At 35.3% G+C, this 15,994-nt stretch carries 9 protein-coding genes; all 9 read right to left on the reverse strand.

Going from position 1 to position 15,994, the window contains the following annotated elements:
* Positions 1–100 precede the first annotated feature (100 nt).
* On the reverse strand, positions 101–352 hold the full coding sequence (locus QR40_RS17805; protein WP_044296207.1) for a hypothetical protein: 252 nt from the start codon (positions 350–352) through the stop codon (positions 101–103).
* A 15-nt stretch (positions 353–367) separates the two neighbouring features.
* A complete protein-coding gene (locus tag QR40_RS17810; protein ID WP_044296208.1) occupies positions 368–1,039 on the reverse strand; it encodes a hypothetical protein in 672 nt (223 codons plus the stop codon).
* Positions 1,040–1,268: 229 nt separating this feature from the next.
* Positions 1,269–1,487 carry a hypothetical protein gene (locus QR40_RS17815; protein ID WP_044296209.1) on the reverse strand — a complete coding sequence of 73 codons (219 nt, stop codon included), beginning with the start codon at positions 1,485–1,487 and terminating at the stop codon, positions 1,269–1,271.
* Positions 1,488–1,657: 170 nt separating this feature from the next.
* Complete coding sequence (locus QR40_RS17820) at positions 1,658–2,341, reverse strand: hypothetical protein (protein WP_044296210.1); 684 nt, start codon at positions 2,339–2,341, stop codon at positions 1,658–1,660.
* Positions 2,342–2,349: 8 nt separating this feature from the next.
* Positions 2,350–2,808: a Panacea domain-containing protein gene (locus QR40_RS17825; RefSeq protein ID WP_044296211.1), complete on the reverse strand. Its 459-nt coding sequence runs from the start codon at positions 2,806–2,808 to the stop codon at positions 2,350–2,352.
* Between the two features lie 402 nt (positions 2,809–3,210).
* Positions 3,211–3,528 (reverse strand): hypothetical protein, encoded by a 318-nt coding sequence (locus QR40_RS17830; RefSeq protein WP_052430913.1) that lies wholly within the window; start codon positions 3,526–3,528, stop codon positions 3,211–3,213.
* 2 nt (positions 3,529–3,530) lie between these two features.
* Positions 3,531–5,402 carry a DEAD/DEAH box helicase gene (locus tag QR40_RS17835; protein WP_152614231.1) on the reverse strand — a complete coding sequence of 624 codons (1,872 nt, stop codon included), beginning with the start codon at positions 5,400–5,402 and terminating at the stop codon, positions 3,531–3,533.
* 246 nt (positions 5,403–5,648) lie between these two features.
* The gene (locus QR40_RS17840) at positions 5,649–7,430 is read right to left on the reverse strand and encodes a leucine-rich repeat domain-containing protein (RefSeq protein WP_044296212.1); all 1,782 of its coding nucleotides are present in this window, start codon (positions 7,428–7,430) and stop codon (positions 5,649–5,651) included.
* 55 nt (positions 7,431–7,485) lie between these two features.
* Positions 7,486–15,981 carry a tail fiber domain-containing protein gene (locus QR40_RS17845; protein ID WP_044296213.1) on the reverse strand — a complete coding sequence of 2,832 codons (8,496 nt, stop codon included), beginning with the start codon at positions 15,979–15,981 and terminating at the stop codon, positions 7,486–7,488.
* Positions 15,982–15,994 lie beyond the last annotated feature (13 nt).

Here is a 15,994-nt window from a genome sequence, read left to right on the forward strand (position 1 = left end):
TAGTGAGAACATGCGTTTTGTTAGCTATAAAAAATGTTTTTCCCAGTAAAATGAAAAAAGGTTCTAGCTCACCTTTTGTGAACGGAAATGCTTCTATCATCTAATGAGGAAAGCGATCAACTAAATAAAATATCAAATATGCAACTGGCTGACTCATGATAAGATCGTCAGTTGATTTTACAAGATCAATTAGATATGAATTATCATTAATGAAACTCTCAATACTGAATAGGGTTATGTTTTTAATTGTCAATAAGTCTTCAAGTCCCCTGTAAATGTATGTATTTAGTTTGGCATTTTTCTCGGCACAAACATAAGGCAGTGTCATTTTCATATAATTATCATATTTCATAATGCGCCTCTCTCTTTAATCCATCCATTCTGCAACCTGTAAATCTAGCAATTTCCGTAAGGGGTTAGCAGGATGGAGCATTTTTATTAAGATTTGATATTGCTTGAATACTTCTTTGCCATCATCCTCATTCATATGTTGGTCATACAGATCAAGAGTTTTGTTGTATAAAATAGAAGAGTTACTGGGAACATCTAAAACGTCCGTTAGGATTTCTTGTAGTGTCCAACCCTGTAATCCATACTCACTGAGGTACAAGTCTTTTGCATATATGTCTCCATCAGCGCCTTTTCCTAATGCTATTAATTCTTTACTGTTTAAGCATTGTAAAATACTTGGCAGATTAGATGATAATATAATTTGAGACTTAGGGAAAGTTTCTTTGAATAAGTCAATTAACTCTTGATAAGATGGGAATTGATAATTGTCGATACCGTTAATCAAGATTATACCTGCATAAGTATTTGCTGATTGTCCCATTCTTTCAATACCTTTTATGATCGTTGGAATAAGGCTATAATCAGCTCTGATTGCGATATTGCAGCAAGAGTCAATGGTATTTAAAATATTTGTTCTCGTGAACTCGTCAAGTCCGCATATCACGTTAATCTGATTATTGAAATTAATTGTAATGTTTTCGTAGTCTAGCGATGTTATTTTATGTTTTAATAATCTAATCGATATCATTATTCGCCAATTCTCCTTTTAACTGAATAAAATATTTACAACGAGGCAGTAAGAAAAAGACAAAGCGAAAGAGGTTACTATGCTTAATGAATATAATAGGATGACTCTATGCCTTTTTATGAATATTGTATCTATATCATATCTCTTAGACACAAGTGAAAAAATTTCAGATAATGAGAATAGAAAAGCAAAAATGAACATTAAGATATTTAGCATTTATGCCTCCTTCTCATTTGTTTGCTATGCCTCTATGATTTATAAATCTTTCCATTGCCCGCTTAAAAGGAGCATCTGTATAAAAGCTCAAAAATTTATCAATTTTGTCAGGAGCAATAACAAAAGCAGGATGATCTACTCCTGATGATGTGAGAGTACAAAAGAAGCCACCTTGAGCATCTGTTGTTCCGTTTAGAATATTTTCTTTGTTAGTTATTTGTTTTACTGACATTGGCTACACATCCTTTCTGTTTAGTCATATAAAAAGAGCCTACCAATAGATAGACTCTTACATACAACTTAATTACTTGTGATATAATAATTAACAATTTTTGAGATCTCACAATGCCCTCTTTATCAAGATACTTTATTTTTTGGGATCTTCTTTTAATCTTTTACAACTCAACTTACAGTTTCATCAAATGTAGGTTTGTATTGATATCCATAAGTTTCTTCAATTTTAGTTTCGTCTAAAAACTCAAAAGCAAAGCATGTACCGACATAGTCCATTCTAGGACATTGTTTATTTACATTAACAGGACATGTTTCAAAAAATAAAGAATTTGCTTGAATAACCTTTTTCTTGTTAAAATAGATATGATGGTTAGCATCAAGAAACAGTAAAGAAAAGACGTTTTCTATAACTTGAAAAATTACCCTAGTCGCCCCATTCTCATAGGGTATTTCAAATTGATATATGTTCCCACCTTCCAAAATATTATCAATTTTAATTTTATTGAGTCCATATTTGTTTAATATCTTTTCGATAATTTCTTCTTTTCCTGAAACTGGATGAAAATGCATTTTATTTTGCTTTATTTTATCTTGCACTAATTCATTAACATTTTCATGAGCGAGTAATTGAAGCCCCCTACCGAAAAGGTTAGTAATAGTGTTGATAAAAGTAAATTCATTTTTATAATAATTATTAAATTCGTTCTCAACTCTAACCGATGTCAGATGAAAATCTTCAAATGAAAAAACTGGGTGTTGTATTGCCTTGATTTCACTATTGCTTAATCTGACATTTCTTTTAGGAAATTTATTATTATTTACCGCTATCGTAAATTGTCCTTTTTTTACCATAATACAAACTAGTCCTCAAGCCTTTTACTATAATATTGATAAATAATATTATCACTAATCTGCTCATTACTCGGCTGATTAGCACTGTAACCTACTCTAGCCATTTGCCAAGGCTTTTCTTGATGGCTGATACTCTCTAATTCATTACCATTAAAACCGCCATATACTGCCCACACTTGCTCTAAGACATCTAAAACATCGGCTTCTAAATTGGTAACATCATATTCTTCTGATGGAATAGCTTCCCATCCATATCCTTTGTATTTAGCATACAATGGCGGACATACTGGCCCATGAACCCAAGCTTGAATTTCCTCATTAAAAAGTTTGTTGTCAAGATTATCTTCTTTATCATTGAGTAAAGTAAGTGTCCAAGCGTATGCATAATATACTAATTTCTGTAATTTTTTTTGTGTCATTGGAGCCTTTGATAAATAAAAACTTGCAATATCATATACGCTTTCCATATTATTCCCTCCGCATGTAATAACAGACTAGCAAAACATATGTGTTTTGTCAGTCTGTGTTATATTGTATATATATTTATTATACCCTATTTTATAGAAAAATCAATGTTTTTTATTTGAGCGTAAGCCCCCGGGAAATTGTTATATAATCAAAAACGAGAGGAATGAATCCTCTCATTTTACATTCATCGCTCGGTCAATTTTTATTTTACCGTTGAGTCAGAACCGTCACTCAACTCATTACTCGGTCAATTTTTTAATTACCATAAGGTCAGAACCGTCACCTCACTCATCCCACATATCTTCTGTTCCGTGTAAAAGACCATAAAGTTACAGTTCGACCTCATTCCAATCGTACTAAAGCTCCACTTTACGACAACGATAAAACTTTACTTTTTTCTATTAACTTATCTTTTTGTTTTGTATGAATTTATAGTCTGTAAGTAAGGTGTTTAATTCTTTTTGTCTGTTGAATAATTCAATTGTTTCGTTCTCGTTTATTGTATAAGCTAACTGTAGTTTATTATTATAGTCAAATTCATAGAAGAATATATCTTTATTATTGTCCTCAATAGTAAGTATTTCACATTTAATTATATTCTGATCTTTTGTGAATTTAATCTCTTTGTAATTCTCAAGTAAGATATTATCTAATAGATTATAAGGCGTTAATATAGTAGAATTTGTAAGTTCATAAATTCGATTAATTATATCTTTCATTTTTATTCCTCCGTAAAAAACTTTTTAAAGTATGCAGCTTGTTGATCTAATAATTCACCAGCTCTTTCATAATCTTCATTTGTCCATTTTCCTCTTTCATATCCGATCGAGTTCTTTAAATATGTATTAAAATATGTTGCTAACATACCACCATTCTGATTAATTCTAGAAGGTATCCATTTAAATCGCTTATCTGAAAATATTGCTAAAGTAGATAATTCATTACCATTAATAGGAACTCCAGCTAACCGCAACAGTTCTGGAACAAGTACTTCTCTTATATTTGTATCTGTAGATTTTTTACGACGTTTTAAAATTATGTCAGGCCGCTTCAATTCATTGTTAGATCCTGATTGTTGTTCTAAGATATCCGATGCTTCACTTTCGGTGATATTTAATATTTTAACTAATTCTTCAACTTTTCGTTTTCTAGATGCTTGGGCTTCTTTAGCTTTTTGAATATAATTTGTTTCCATATATACAGAATGCTCTAAAACACCTGTATCACTTGCGCTTATTTTACCAAATGACACCTCTATTACTTTCCCCGAACTATCACTTGTTACAATTTCAGGTAGATCGACATCTTCTAATTCTTTTATAAAATCGCTTTCTTGTATTTGACTTTTATAGTAATCCCACAAATCATCTAAGAATAACATCTTATGAGCAACCACACTTCCGATATTATCCTCGGGCTTGATGATTTCGTCAACAGGAATGACTCTCAATATTCGACCGATAAATTGCTCATATGGGAGGGGATTTTTAAAAGCTCTAAAAATTGCGGCTATAGATAGATATTTATGATCATAACCTTCCCCCATCATCGAAACATTAACTACAACATCTATTCTATGATTTTCTATATCAGAAAATGCCTTTTTTCTATCTTCAGGAGACAATTTGTTATGAACAGCGATAGACCTGAATCCTTCATTAGAATACATTTGTGCAATTTTTTTTGCGTCTTGGATATTTTGTGCGGCAGCGATTATTTTATGTGGAACTGTTGTTCCATTGCGTTTTTGTTGCAAAACTTTTAAACTCTCTTTTACAATGCTCATTTTGCACTCATCAGAGAAAACTACTGATCGAGTTATCCAATCCTCATCTCTTAGATTTAAATTGATAATTTGTTGATAAGTATACATTTTATCATTTTGATCGTCAATCGTAAAATATAACTCATCGGGAACGTAATCAAACTTTTCAAGTGATTTTACATATCCTTTACTCATGGCTTGGCTTAATTTGTACTTATAAACTAATTCACCAACCAAAGGTCTTTTATCAGTTCTGTATCCAGTGGCAGTAATCTTTACTATTTTTGCGTTTGAAAAGTGTTGTAAATTTTCTAACCATGTTTTTGCCTCTGAATGATGAGCCTCATCTATAATTATCATATCAAAAAAATCTGGGTCATACTGATTTAAAAGTGCCATTTCATTGCGTGCTTGCAACTTTTGAATATTTGCAATTACGATATCTGCTGAGTCCATATGATCTTTATGAGTTTCTCTTCCTTCATATCTAACTACTACAGGCAAATCCTTCGGTCTTGGAATAACATTTTTATCCGTCCAGAAATTCTCACTACTTAAACTATTAAAACTTGTTTCTATGGTATCTAAAATTGTTAGTTGAGGTGCAATCACTAAAACTCTACCTTTTGAGATATTGTATGGTAGAATTGTCATTAGACCGGTTTTCCCGCTACCCGTAGGTAAAATTACAATAGCATGTGTCGTTTTTTTCTTTGTAATAAAATGATTGTAGACCTCTACATATGCTTCAATTTGTGGCTCTCGTAAATTTTCATTATTAAGAATATTTGTTTTTGTATTTAAAAAATAATCTTGAATAATAGTCACCTCCAATGTTATTCTTTAGTTTTTTATAGTTTAACATACCCTGCTACTATAATTCAATTAATTTTAGAAAAATATTTAACTAACCTAGAGGATTCTATTATTGATTTAAATCACTATATGATTTGATTATTTTTCGTCCTTGCGTAATATATACGAAATCTAACTATTCTATAAAAAGAAGCCTACCTTTCGGCAGACTCCTTAATTAAGTCGTTATATCATGCATATTTTTTTACTATCATTTACCTATTTACTAACCTTAACAGTCTTGCTCTGTCCCTTACCCCTAAACAGTTTCGTGTATTTACTCACTTTGCTCTTAGGAACCTTTATCGTAGCCCGACTGTTTATCTTCTTTAGTGCAGAATTGCCAACCCGTCTCAGCGCAGTTCCCTTAACCGTAATTTTTTTCAGATTCTTACAGTTGTAGAACGCCTTACTCCCCAGTGTCTTAACCTTAGACGGAATAGTAATACTCTTTAAACTGCTACATCCCGAGAAAGCTCCGTTACCAACGGAAGTTGTATTATTACCCAACGTCACTGTCGTCAGCTTTTTACATCCGTAGAACATCTCATCTTTAATAGAAGTAACTTTAGTCGGTAACTTCACCTTTTTCAGATTCGAGCAGCCACGGAAAGCAGCTTTGCCGATTTCGCTTACTCTACTACCCATTTTAACGGTTGTGAGCGCTGAACAGTTGTAGAATGCTCTGTCTCCGATTGATGTAACGTATTTGCCGATATTGACAGTCTTAAGTTTCTTGTTGGACTTAAAAGCGTTCTTTGCGATGCTTGTTACCGTAAAGTTGTAGGTGTTGAGTTTCACAGTATCAGGAATCGTGAGCTTCGTTTTCTTGTTATTGATTGGGGCAATTACTTGGACGGTACCGCCGTTTGAGCCTGATGTCAGTACTTTATATCTGAAACTGCCTGAGATATATTCCTGTGTTACAAATGGCACTGCATAGCTACCATTGTCTTTGAAGCCTATTCCGTTGCTCTTTGCGTATGCCTGGACTCTGGAACCTTTGGATGCTGACAGTGTTACTGGGCACCCGTTGAATACCCCTGATCCGAGCTTAGCATTGCCGTTACGAACCATTACGCTACGAAGCATGGTACATTGATTGAATGCATAACTACCGATTGATTGGATCGTTGATGGCAGAGTCACAGTTTGTAATCGAATGCACCCGTCAAAGGCATTATTCGCTATTGTACGTACTCCTTCTTGCATTGTTACATTAAAGAGTCTACGACAGCCAGCAAATGCGTTACTCCCTATGGTTTGCATTGAACCGGGGATATTTATATCTGTAAGTGAAATGCAACCTGCAAAGGCATCTCCTTCTATGGTTTTCAGACTGTTTGGTAGATTAATAGTTGACAACGCTTGACTATACCAAAAGGCATTTCGTCCTATAGAAGTTATCGTAGGTGGTAACTCTATTTTTGTTAAATTAGGGCATGAATTAAATGCCCAAGGCTCTATTTCTTTTACTGTATTGGGTATCTTTATTTCTTTGATCCCAGAACTTGCAAATGAACTTTTTCCAATAACCGTTAATCCTTCTGGCAAATTGATGTTTTCTAGTCTCATGTTAAAGGAAAAAGCATCATCATCTATAATTTTCAATGTATTAGGTAATATTATTTTCTTAATATCTGTTCCGAGAAAAGAGCTTTTTCCAATTCGAGTAACACCATTGGGTATGGTATAAGAATCTCCTAAGAGATGAATACCATTAAATAGATAATCTCCAATACTTGTAATTCCAGGGGATATTATTACTCGATAGTATTTTCCACCTCTAAAAGGGTTTTTATTATAGCCACTTGTATCATATCCGTCTTGATCATAATTGAATGTTTCACCTGTTCCTGTAATAGTTGCCTCTTGTATTTCCTCATTTAGCGTGACATACACATTGTCACCTATCCGATGTTTGTCATCTGCTTTTGCATTAATATTTAGACCAAGACTAACAATAAATATAATGCACATGCTGAAAAGTATTTTTTTCATATCCCATATCCTCCCTTGATATATTTAACCTTATTATAGACTATATGGAATATATTTACAACTTTTTATCCTTATGAATTTCTTTTAGAACATATTGCATAGCTTTTATCAATAAAGGTATAAATTGAGTATAATTAACCCCATATATTACATATTCCTCATTAGCTTCTAAATCATAGACAGGTCTACCTTCTTCGTATCTATCGTCGATTGATAAACCAGAGAATAATTCATGTGAAGATTCAATTAATAAATCTCTTAATTCCTGTCCCAGTATTCCATAATTTTTTATTTTGGCTTTGTCGTCTTTATAGTTATAAGATTTAATATTTAAATTTTCAACTATGGTGAGAGCTTCGGCTAAAGAGATATCCCTTATATTTTCTTTAAATCTTCGATCTGATTTGTTAACAAGACTCTTGTAATAAACAGCATCTACACATCCTGTAGTACTATTAGCCCCAATATTAGCAGCAGTATCTGTTCCATTTTTACGTGGAATTAAGTTTCCTGTACCACTTATATTCCAACTATATATACCATTCACGATATTACCATGAGTATGGGATGAGGCTGAATAACTACCTTTTGCTTGGTATCTGTTTGATAACAATGTTCCAAACTCATAGATTGCATTTCCAGCCATAATCTGACTACCAGTATAAATGCTTTTATTACCAATAGATCTTACCCATGTCGAATCTTGCATAAACCACCCACCATCGTAACTAGAAATATGATGTTGAGATGCATATATTTCTGATGCAGAAATATTATTGTTTACGACCAAACCGCCAGCATTTATGATAGCGCCATTGGTGAATATTGCATGTCTTTGAAACTGCAAATAACTAGAAGTATTTAAGCCATCGCCCATAAGTAAAACATCATAAGTAGAACTGACTGTTGGTTTTACCAACTGTAAGATTGTTTCCGGTGCTACTGTTAGAGCACTATACATTTGAATTGTATCTTTTGCTTGCAGCGAAGTTGCATTAATAACACCTCGCACATCAGCGTCCATAGCAGTCATCTTGCCATTCCATGCAATTGAGAACTTATCTTCCCATGCACTAGCTGTAGTAGCTTTAGTTCTTAACATAAATGCAGCATAATTATCTGTGGTTGTACCTGTATCAAAATATAACCAATAATTTTTGTTATTTGCTGTAAATTGTCGGTTCATAGATCCAGTGGTAATATTCCAACCACCAATGATTCCACTTGTAGCAGTCATAGCTCCGTCATAAGTAACCTTAAATTTTCCATCACCTGCCCAGAATGCCATACGGGAAGCATAATTTGAGTCTGTGTAACTTTGTCCCAGTCCTGTACCTTTTCCATCGCCCCAATGACCATTATTAAGTTCTGTATCAAGATTCCACACACCTATTTTACCACTTGTAGCATTGACAACGCCATTTACTTCTAATACACCATCCTTATACTTCAATTTATCGCTCAGTGAAAAACCATCAACCCCCAAGTATATATTACCATTTCCAGCGGCGCCCCAGGTTTCACTGCCTCTCCAAATTGCACCTGTTTTAATATTAAAACCGTTAGCTCCACCAATCTGTCCACTTGATGCTAAAATCTTACCATTTACTTCTAAAACACCAGTACTAGTTTTATATATAAACTTATCACTAAATGATACCCCGCTATTACCGAGATAAATATTGGAACTTCCTGATTGTCCAATTGTTGAGTTGCCTTTCCATAGACACGTGCTATTAATATTCCAACCAGCTATAATTCCATTGTTACTTGCTGTTAGAGTCGTAGCCGTAACAGTACCATTAAAATAGCTGTTCCCGCTTGCGTCCATTCCAAATCCCTTACTTCTTATCACACCTGTTGCTAAATCAATCATTGTACCAGCAACAGTAAAGTTACCACTGCTATAATTGTAGTTAGCCGATTTCATAATTCCCGTGGTAATATTGCCCCCATCAATAGTAGTAGTACCAGCTTGCTTAAATGTACCAGGTTCTTTATCTTCGCTGTCTACTTCTTCAATCTGAAAAGCGTCAAACCAAACGGGGAAACTTGGACTCTCTACATTGATTCTTATGGAAACATAGGGATAAGCACTACTTGCTGTATATTTAATAGACAGCCGTACCCATCCATCTGTATTTTTTATTGTTTTACTAGCATTTCCATAATTAACTATATTGGAAGCAGAAATATTGGGGTGTGCAACAAATCCTATAAAAGCATTAACATAAGAAGTAGAGGTTGTTTTTACATAGCAAGATAATATATACATCTTACCTGATGTGACTGGAACACACCCATAGTCTGTCTCTTTTGATCCTAAGCAAACAGAGTTACTGTCAGATGTGCCTATAAATTTAATGGATTTAGTTCCTATGTAATACTGTGAATCATCCAGAGTAACAGTTGCAGTAGCTGACTTTGAAAAATAAGGAACCGTAGAAAATTGCTCCATAGTATCCAGTCCATATCTCACGAGATTTGGATTCATGCCAACGGCTAAATGATCTGTATCAATTGAATTAGCAGCTATCTGTTTCGCCGTAACCGTCCCAGTATAAATATAAGCGCCGTCAATCATGGTCTTATCCTGAGAAGCAAACCAATTCGCAACAGCTAAGGCTTTCTCAGTCGTAAAATGTTCTTTTATTGTGTTTGTATATTCATAGACTTTACTTATCTGAGCCTGTTCCAAAGCTTCTCTTGCAGTAACATAATTCTTATAAAGTGTATCATAGTTGCTTTTATTAAATCCTGTAGTTGTTGAGTTTTGTAAGGTTGTCGTTCCTACAATGCCGTTTAACAATGCGTAAAGAGCATCATACGAAGTTTTCAATGTATCAGCAACCCCAAGATTAGTACACTGATCCTTTAATCTGCTGTACTCATTCTGAATATTAAGAAACGTAGCATATAATGAGATCTTATCAGCCGGGGTCAGAATAGTATTAGAAACAGCTTGATTAGCTGTCGTATCATCGGTATATTTACTTGCTTTTTCCCAATGAGCCGCATTGTAACTTCCACTGGCAAGAGCGGTTTTGCATTTCATGATATCACCAGTTCCACCCTGTACCCATAAATCCCCTACATCGTAAGGAGTGGTAGGAGTAGCTGTGAATACCCGTTTCTTTTGTTGTGCTAGATTTTGTGCAGCAATTGCATCCGCATCTTTTAATGGCATCCAGGCAGTGCCAGACCAGCGTTGTGTAAGTTTTGCTGTATCGTCATACCAGATGTCACCAGTATGTTGAGTCTTAATATCAGCTGTTGTCCATGCGTCTGCCGGATTGGTTGTCTGATTGTAAGATTCAATTTTACCGTCAATCTGATCTTGGAGGTCTTCACCTAAAATAGCGATTGATGCATTTATATCTTCAGGAGCGGCTGACCAATCAGACGGTTTAGTAGCATATTCTAACATCAAGGAGTTCATGTAGTAAGTTCCGACTGAATTGAAACCATATATAATCTGTGCCATATGATAAATATCGCATTCGTTATCAACCACACCAAAATCAATTGTAACTTTTGCCCAATTGGTGGTAATATAAAATGATTTCATTCTTGCAGTTGTTGTAGCTCCAGACATACGTATCCACCCTGTTGTAGCTACGCTACCTTTTATATAGAAGGATACTGTAACGGGTTTATCCATGATCATTTCTTTCCATAGATATTGCCATACATCCTGAGCGCCACTTACTGATACTGTATTGCACACAATTTTAAGTGAATTATTGCCATTATATTTATTTGCAGTATCCCGGCTAATAGTGTGGTAAGTTCCTCGATTATTTGTTCCTTCAATGTTGTTTTCATATGAAGTATTCTTAAGAAGGTTTCTTCCGCTAAGTGTCAAATTATTCAAAGACTCCTGAGCATCAGTACCCGCTTGCTTTGCTTCTTCTATCTTTTTCTTAGCGTCAGTGGCAAGACTGCTAAAGGTTACTTTTCCAGTCAAATTAATCTTATCAGCAATTACATTCAGGGCTTCCGGTGTTAACTCCATATTAGCAGCTTCCGTACCCGACTTAACCAACCAAGCCATTTTTCCAGCCTGTTCAGTGAATTCGGCATATGCGGCATCGTTTTCTACCTTATGGCTTATAGCATCAGCCGTAACCTTGATTAAAGCACTCGCATTCAGCGACACCTGAGCATAACAGTTCATGATCTTGCATTGAGATAATGTAGATAATTTACTACTGAATAACCAACCGTCATTGCTAGTTCCTTCATTATAAACAACCTCAAGAACATTCCAACCAGCTTGAAATGGTAAAGAAATATTTGTAGCCACGCTAGTTGTTGTAGATACTTTTTTAACACCATTGAGATAAACTACGCCCTCATCATCTGTCTTAATTGTTCCAGACCATGTATAGGCAGCATCAAAATAGAGATAAGTAAACGCATGTCCAATGTAGTAATCACCAGTATTAAGACTAGCACTCATTGCAGTATCCGCAACTTCAATAATCTTAGTCGGCACTTTCCCCCGAATATTCTCAATATCCGCAACTCTTGGATTTGGCATAGAAGAACTGGTCAGCTGATAAACCTCTAATATCCACTTATTTAAACCTTGGGTTATTTTATCGCCTTCCGCTTTGCTTGTGTATGCTTTAGATACTCCAAGTTCAATGTCTGACTTTGTTTGGTTGATTAATGAGTTCATGTCAGTGGTCGTGGTATAATTAGTAAACTTTTCGTCAGTATCTTCTGGGGCTGGTGTCCAGTCTGATGGTTTTGTAGAATATTCTAACATCATAGAGTTAATATAAAAAGTACCTGTAGCATTGAAACCATAGATCAACTCTGCAATATGGCTAGAATCACTCTCTAGAATAACTTTGCCAAAATCAATTTCAATTTTTTTCCAACTTGTAGTAATACTAAAAGTTTGTGCACTAGCAGATACAGCAGCCGTAGCCACACGCATCCAACCAGTAGTGGCAATACTACCTTTTATATAGAAGGAAGCTGTAACTGGTTTATCCAAAATCATTTCCTTCCAAAGGTATTGCCATACATCTTGTGCACCACTTATAGATACCGTATTACACACAATTTTAAGCGAATTATTCCCGTTGTATTTATTTACTGTATCCCGACTTATGGTGTGGTAAGTTCCACGGTTTAATGTTCCTTCAATATTATCTTCGTATGAAGTATTTCTAAGAAGGTTTCTTCCGCTAACACTCAGCTGGTCAAACTCCGTCTTAGTAGTATAAGTATCACTAACAGTTTGCTTAAATCCGCTAATATCCTGATAAGCCTGAGATACCTGATCCCTAAGCCCTTTCGTAATATCATAGAGAGCAGAATCTTTTACAGTGATTCCAGTTAATGTGTATGGTTTTACGTAAGGAAATTGACCAACTCCAAAATTGATATAAGCAGTATTTGCCGGAATAGAAAGAGTACCTGCAAACAGATTACTGCTTGCTTCAACCGGTATTAATTTACTAGTATGAGGTTGTATTTCTGCATTTGCATTATTGAAACACCGATAGTGAATATTTACATTTTTTAACTTATTCTCATCAGAATCTGGACGGTCAAAGTAACCTGTGATGATTAATTCACCAATATTGCTTGTATTGCGGGTCAGCGTAGAAACATCGATCTTGCAACCAGGTACAGACTGTGGATCTGATGTAACAGTTATTTTACCCGTCTTAGCATCAACTGTAGTTCCTGCAACAATCGTATTTAAACTCCCCGAAGCATACCGTTTGATAGCAGACAAATCCCAGAGGTTTATTCCACCAACATTTAAATCTTTAATCCCTGTGAGGATGTCTGATTTCCATACCTTATTAGTAATGTTCTTATGGTCTTCGTCAACGATAAATTTAACGTCACTGATCGTGCTGGTTAGGGTAGCTGATACTTCGGTTATTTTCTCATCAGTGTCTTCGATGTTTGGTGTCCAATCAGTTGGTTTCGTGCCTTCTTCCAATTTTAAATACGCAATATTAAATATGGTACTTCCACTACCCAGATATACGAAAGGGCGCCAATATTTTACTTTAGGTTTAAATGTTAAATACAATAAAGTCCATTTGTTAGCAATTGCAGATTGTTGGAATTTAATTATTTCAACTCCTGCAATGATATTGACTTTGTCCACTGAAGATTGGCAATGCAGGGGAGTACTAGGCCCCCCGGTTACATTAGCATTTGTTAAGATCATGGATGAATACGTATAAATTTTATTTGTATCTAATTCTATCCATTCGGAGCTATAACCATATATCCCGTTACCAACTGTAGTCCGTAAAGTGTTGTACCCTAAATATTTAACGGTTGTGTCCAAGTTAATGGTTCCGCCATTATTGCCCCAATATTTCGTATCAGGCAACTTTTCCCAATGTCCAGATTGTCTAAAAATATTCCTTCCGCCAATAACGACATCATCAACAGCATCATCCGCCTTTTTCTTAGCAATAGCATCTATCGCATCCTGATAAGCTTTCTGGTAATCTGCTAACTTAGTCTTGTACGTTCCGAAAGCCGTATTCATATCCGTAACAGCCGTTTTCTTTTGAGAATCTGTTTTCGTGCTGTTAACTGAGCAGTAATCGATGGCAGTATTGATCTTAGAAATGAGCGTATTATATGCATTATTGCATTCCGTGTATTTCGTCTGGTGTGTTGTCTTTGGTGTGCCAGTCAGCGAAGGATTAGAATCTACCTTATTAAATTGGTTCGTGACTTGAGTATGCATTGTTTCGGCAGCTTTACGGATGGCTTCCGCTTCATTTACGTTGATAATTCCATCGTAAAATCCACCTTTGATTTCGTCATCTAAGTCGCCTAATGAAGAATTGGTATTTTTGATCTCTTCCTGAATTTTGAAGTTTTCATAGAATGCCCGTGATTTTACTGCCATCGAAAAGTTTGTAGCTAAAGGATCTGTTGTATATATGTAATCCTTGCCTGAGTAAGATAATAGGTTGTTCAGGGCTATTTGGGACGAAGTGTCTAGGGGTTCCCAGGTTGGCGTCTTTAGTTCGTAAACTACATCAGTAGGATTATCACGGAAGAATACTTTGGGATCTGAATTAATTGGAATACGAAATGCAATAGATTCTAGGTTTAATCCAGAGGCTGCAAATATGCCAACTTTATCAATGTCCCATGTGGTTAAGACGTTTTTAAAATTACTACATATTAAGTTGTTATTTCTATTGCCAGGATGAGAAACGCGAATTTCCTTAGAAGATACTAAGCTATTGTGAGTAGTGAAATTTGCTGTTCCATCGATATGTAATAATCCGCAATTCCTCGTAACTCCCCAAATCCCATCTTTACATTCCAGCACATCGTGTACACCATTTGGCAAAGAGCGCAGTGGAGATGTAAGATTTGCCGATGCAAGAGATAGTTTGTCTTCGTATTGCTTATAGTTTTCTGGGGTGATGTCTTCTGGGGCGGGTGACCAGTTATCGATGTTTTCACCCTCTACTAATTTAAAACTGTGTATATAAATAACATCACCCACTGTAAAATTAAAATACATTAGGAATGCACGGTATGGGGAATTATTCATCGTATAAGTAAAGGAATATTTTTCCCACTCGGATGATATCGTGTAATTTTTTGTACCACCGCATTCATGTCCAAAAATCTCGGATGTAAGTACTCTATTAGATTTAACAAGTAATCCCCATGTATATTTGCGCCCTACCTCCATTTTTTTTATTGGCATAAAACCAGAGTAGCAATAGAATCCTCTGCCGGCTGTTGTAATTGTTATTTTTATAGCTTTTCCATATGGCGATGTTGGTTCATTAACTTCCTCAACAGTCCCTTTTGCCCCAGTCCAAGTAGGCGTAAGCATGAATTGTTCTGATTGCTCAAATAAATTCCTCCGCCCATTAGAACTCACCATATTCAATTTTCCGCTATCCCCAACACTGTTAATAACGCTTGGATAATCTGGGCTTGGGCTGTTGGGAATGAATGGTTCGTAGGCTGTTGCTGTGGAACCTTCCTCTAATTGAATATTCGTGTAAGTGTTGGTATAAGTTTCTGTAGAACTGGTACTGTTTATATTTGCATAAATTTTTAGTTTATAGAAATATCCTTCTCTTACAGTTACCTGTGAACCATTAATGACGGTTCTATTGACAAACGCCGCATCTGTAGCTTCGTCCATACCCAATGTAATATTCTTCCCAGATTGTACACCTGAAACAGAATAGGACTTTCCTGTGGTTAATCCAACAAGGTTTATATGAAGTGATGAATAAGCTCCAGGATTTGTACAATTCAGAGTTACGGCATTTGAATTTTGAATTGTATAAGTAAATCCTGTTCCCTGAACTATTATTATAGCATGGGTTAAATCCAGTAAATTCTTCCCCAGCGTACTCTGCGCCTGCTCCGATTTCCCCTGTAATTCTGTAACCCTTACACATCCCTGATCCGGTGCGTGAGTACATTCGATGAGTCCGGTTGTGGTGTCGTGAGTGCAGATGTCTTCGAAGGTTTGTTCTTCTATATTAAGTATTGTTAATTGATTACTTGCTTTCATTTTTAATTTCTCC

Origin of the sequence: Robinsoniella peoriensis, assembly GCF_000797495.1 — a bacterium.
In the GTDB taxonomy this organism is placed as follows: domain Bacteria; phylum Bacillota; class Clostridia; order Lachnospirales; family Lachnospiraceae; genus Robinsoniella; species Robinsoniella peoriensis.

Bases quoted from the DNA above. Each gene is read 5' to 3' on its own strand.
- QR40_RS17840 (WP_044296212.1), bottom strand. From the start codon at position 7,430: ATGAAAAAAATACTTTTCAGCATGTGCATTATATTTATTGTTAGTCTT.
- QR40_RS17805 (WP_044296207.1), bottom strand. From the start codon at position 352: ATGAAATATGATAATTATATGAAAATGACACTGCCTTATGTTTGTGCC.
- QR40_RS17830 (WP_052430913.1), bottom strand. From the start codon at position 3,528: ATGAAAGATATAATTAATCGAATTTATGAACTTACAAATTCTACTATA.
- QR40_RS17810 (WP_044296208.1), bottom strand. From the start codon at position 1,039: ATGATATCGATTAGATTATTAAAACATAAAATAACATCGCTAGACTAC.
- QR40_RS17845 (WP_044296213.1), bottom strand. From the start codon at position 15,981: ATGAAAGCAAGTAATCAATTAACAATACTTAATATAGAAGAACAAACC.
- QR40_RS17825 (WP_044296211.1), bottom strand. From the start codon at position 2,808: ATGGAAAGCGTATATGATATTGCAAGTTTTTATTTATCAAAGGCTCCA.
- QR40_RS17820 (WP_044296210.1), bottom strand. From the start codon at position 2,341: ATGGTAAAAAAAGGACAATTTACGATAGCGGTAAATAATAATAAATTT.
- QR40_RS17815 (WP_044296209.1), bottom strand. From the start codon at position 1,487: ATGTCAGTAAAACAAATAACTAACAAAGAAAATATTCTAAACGGAACA.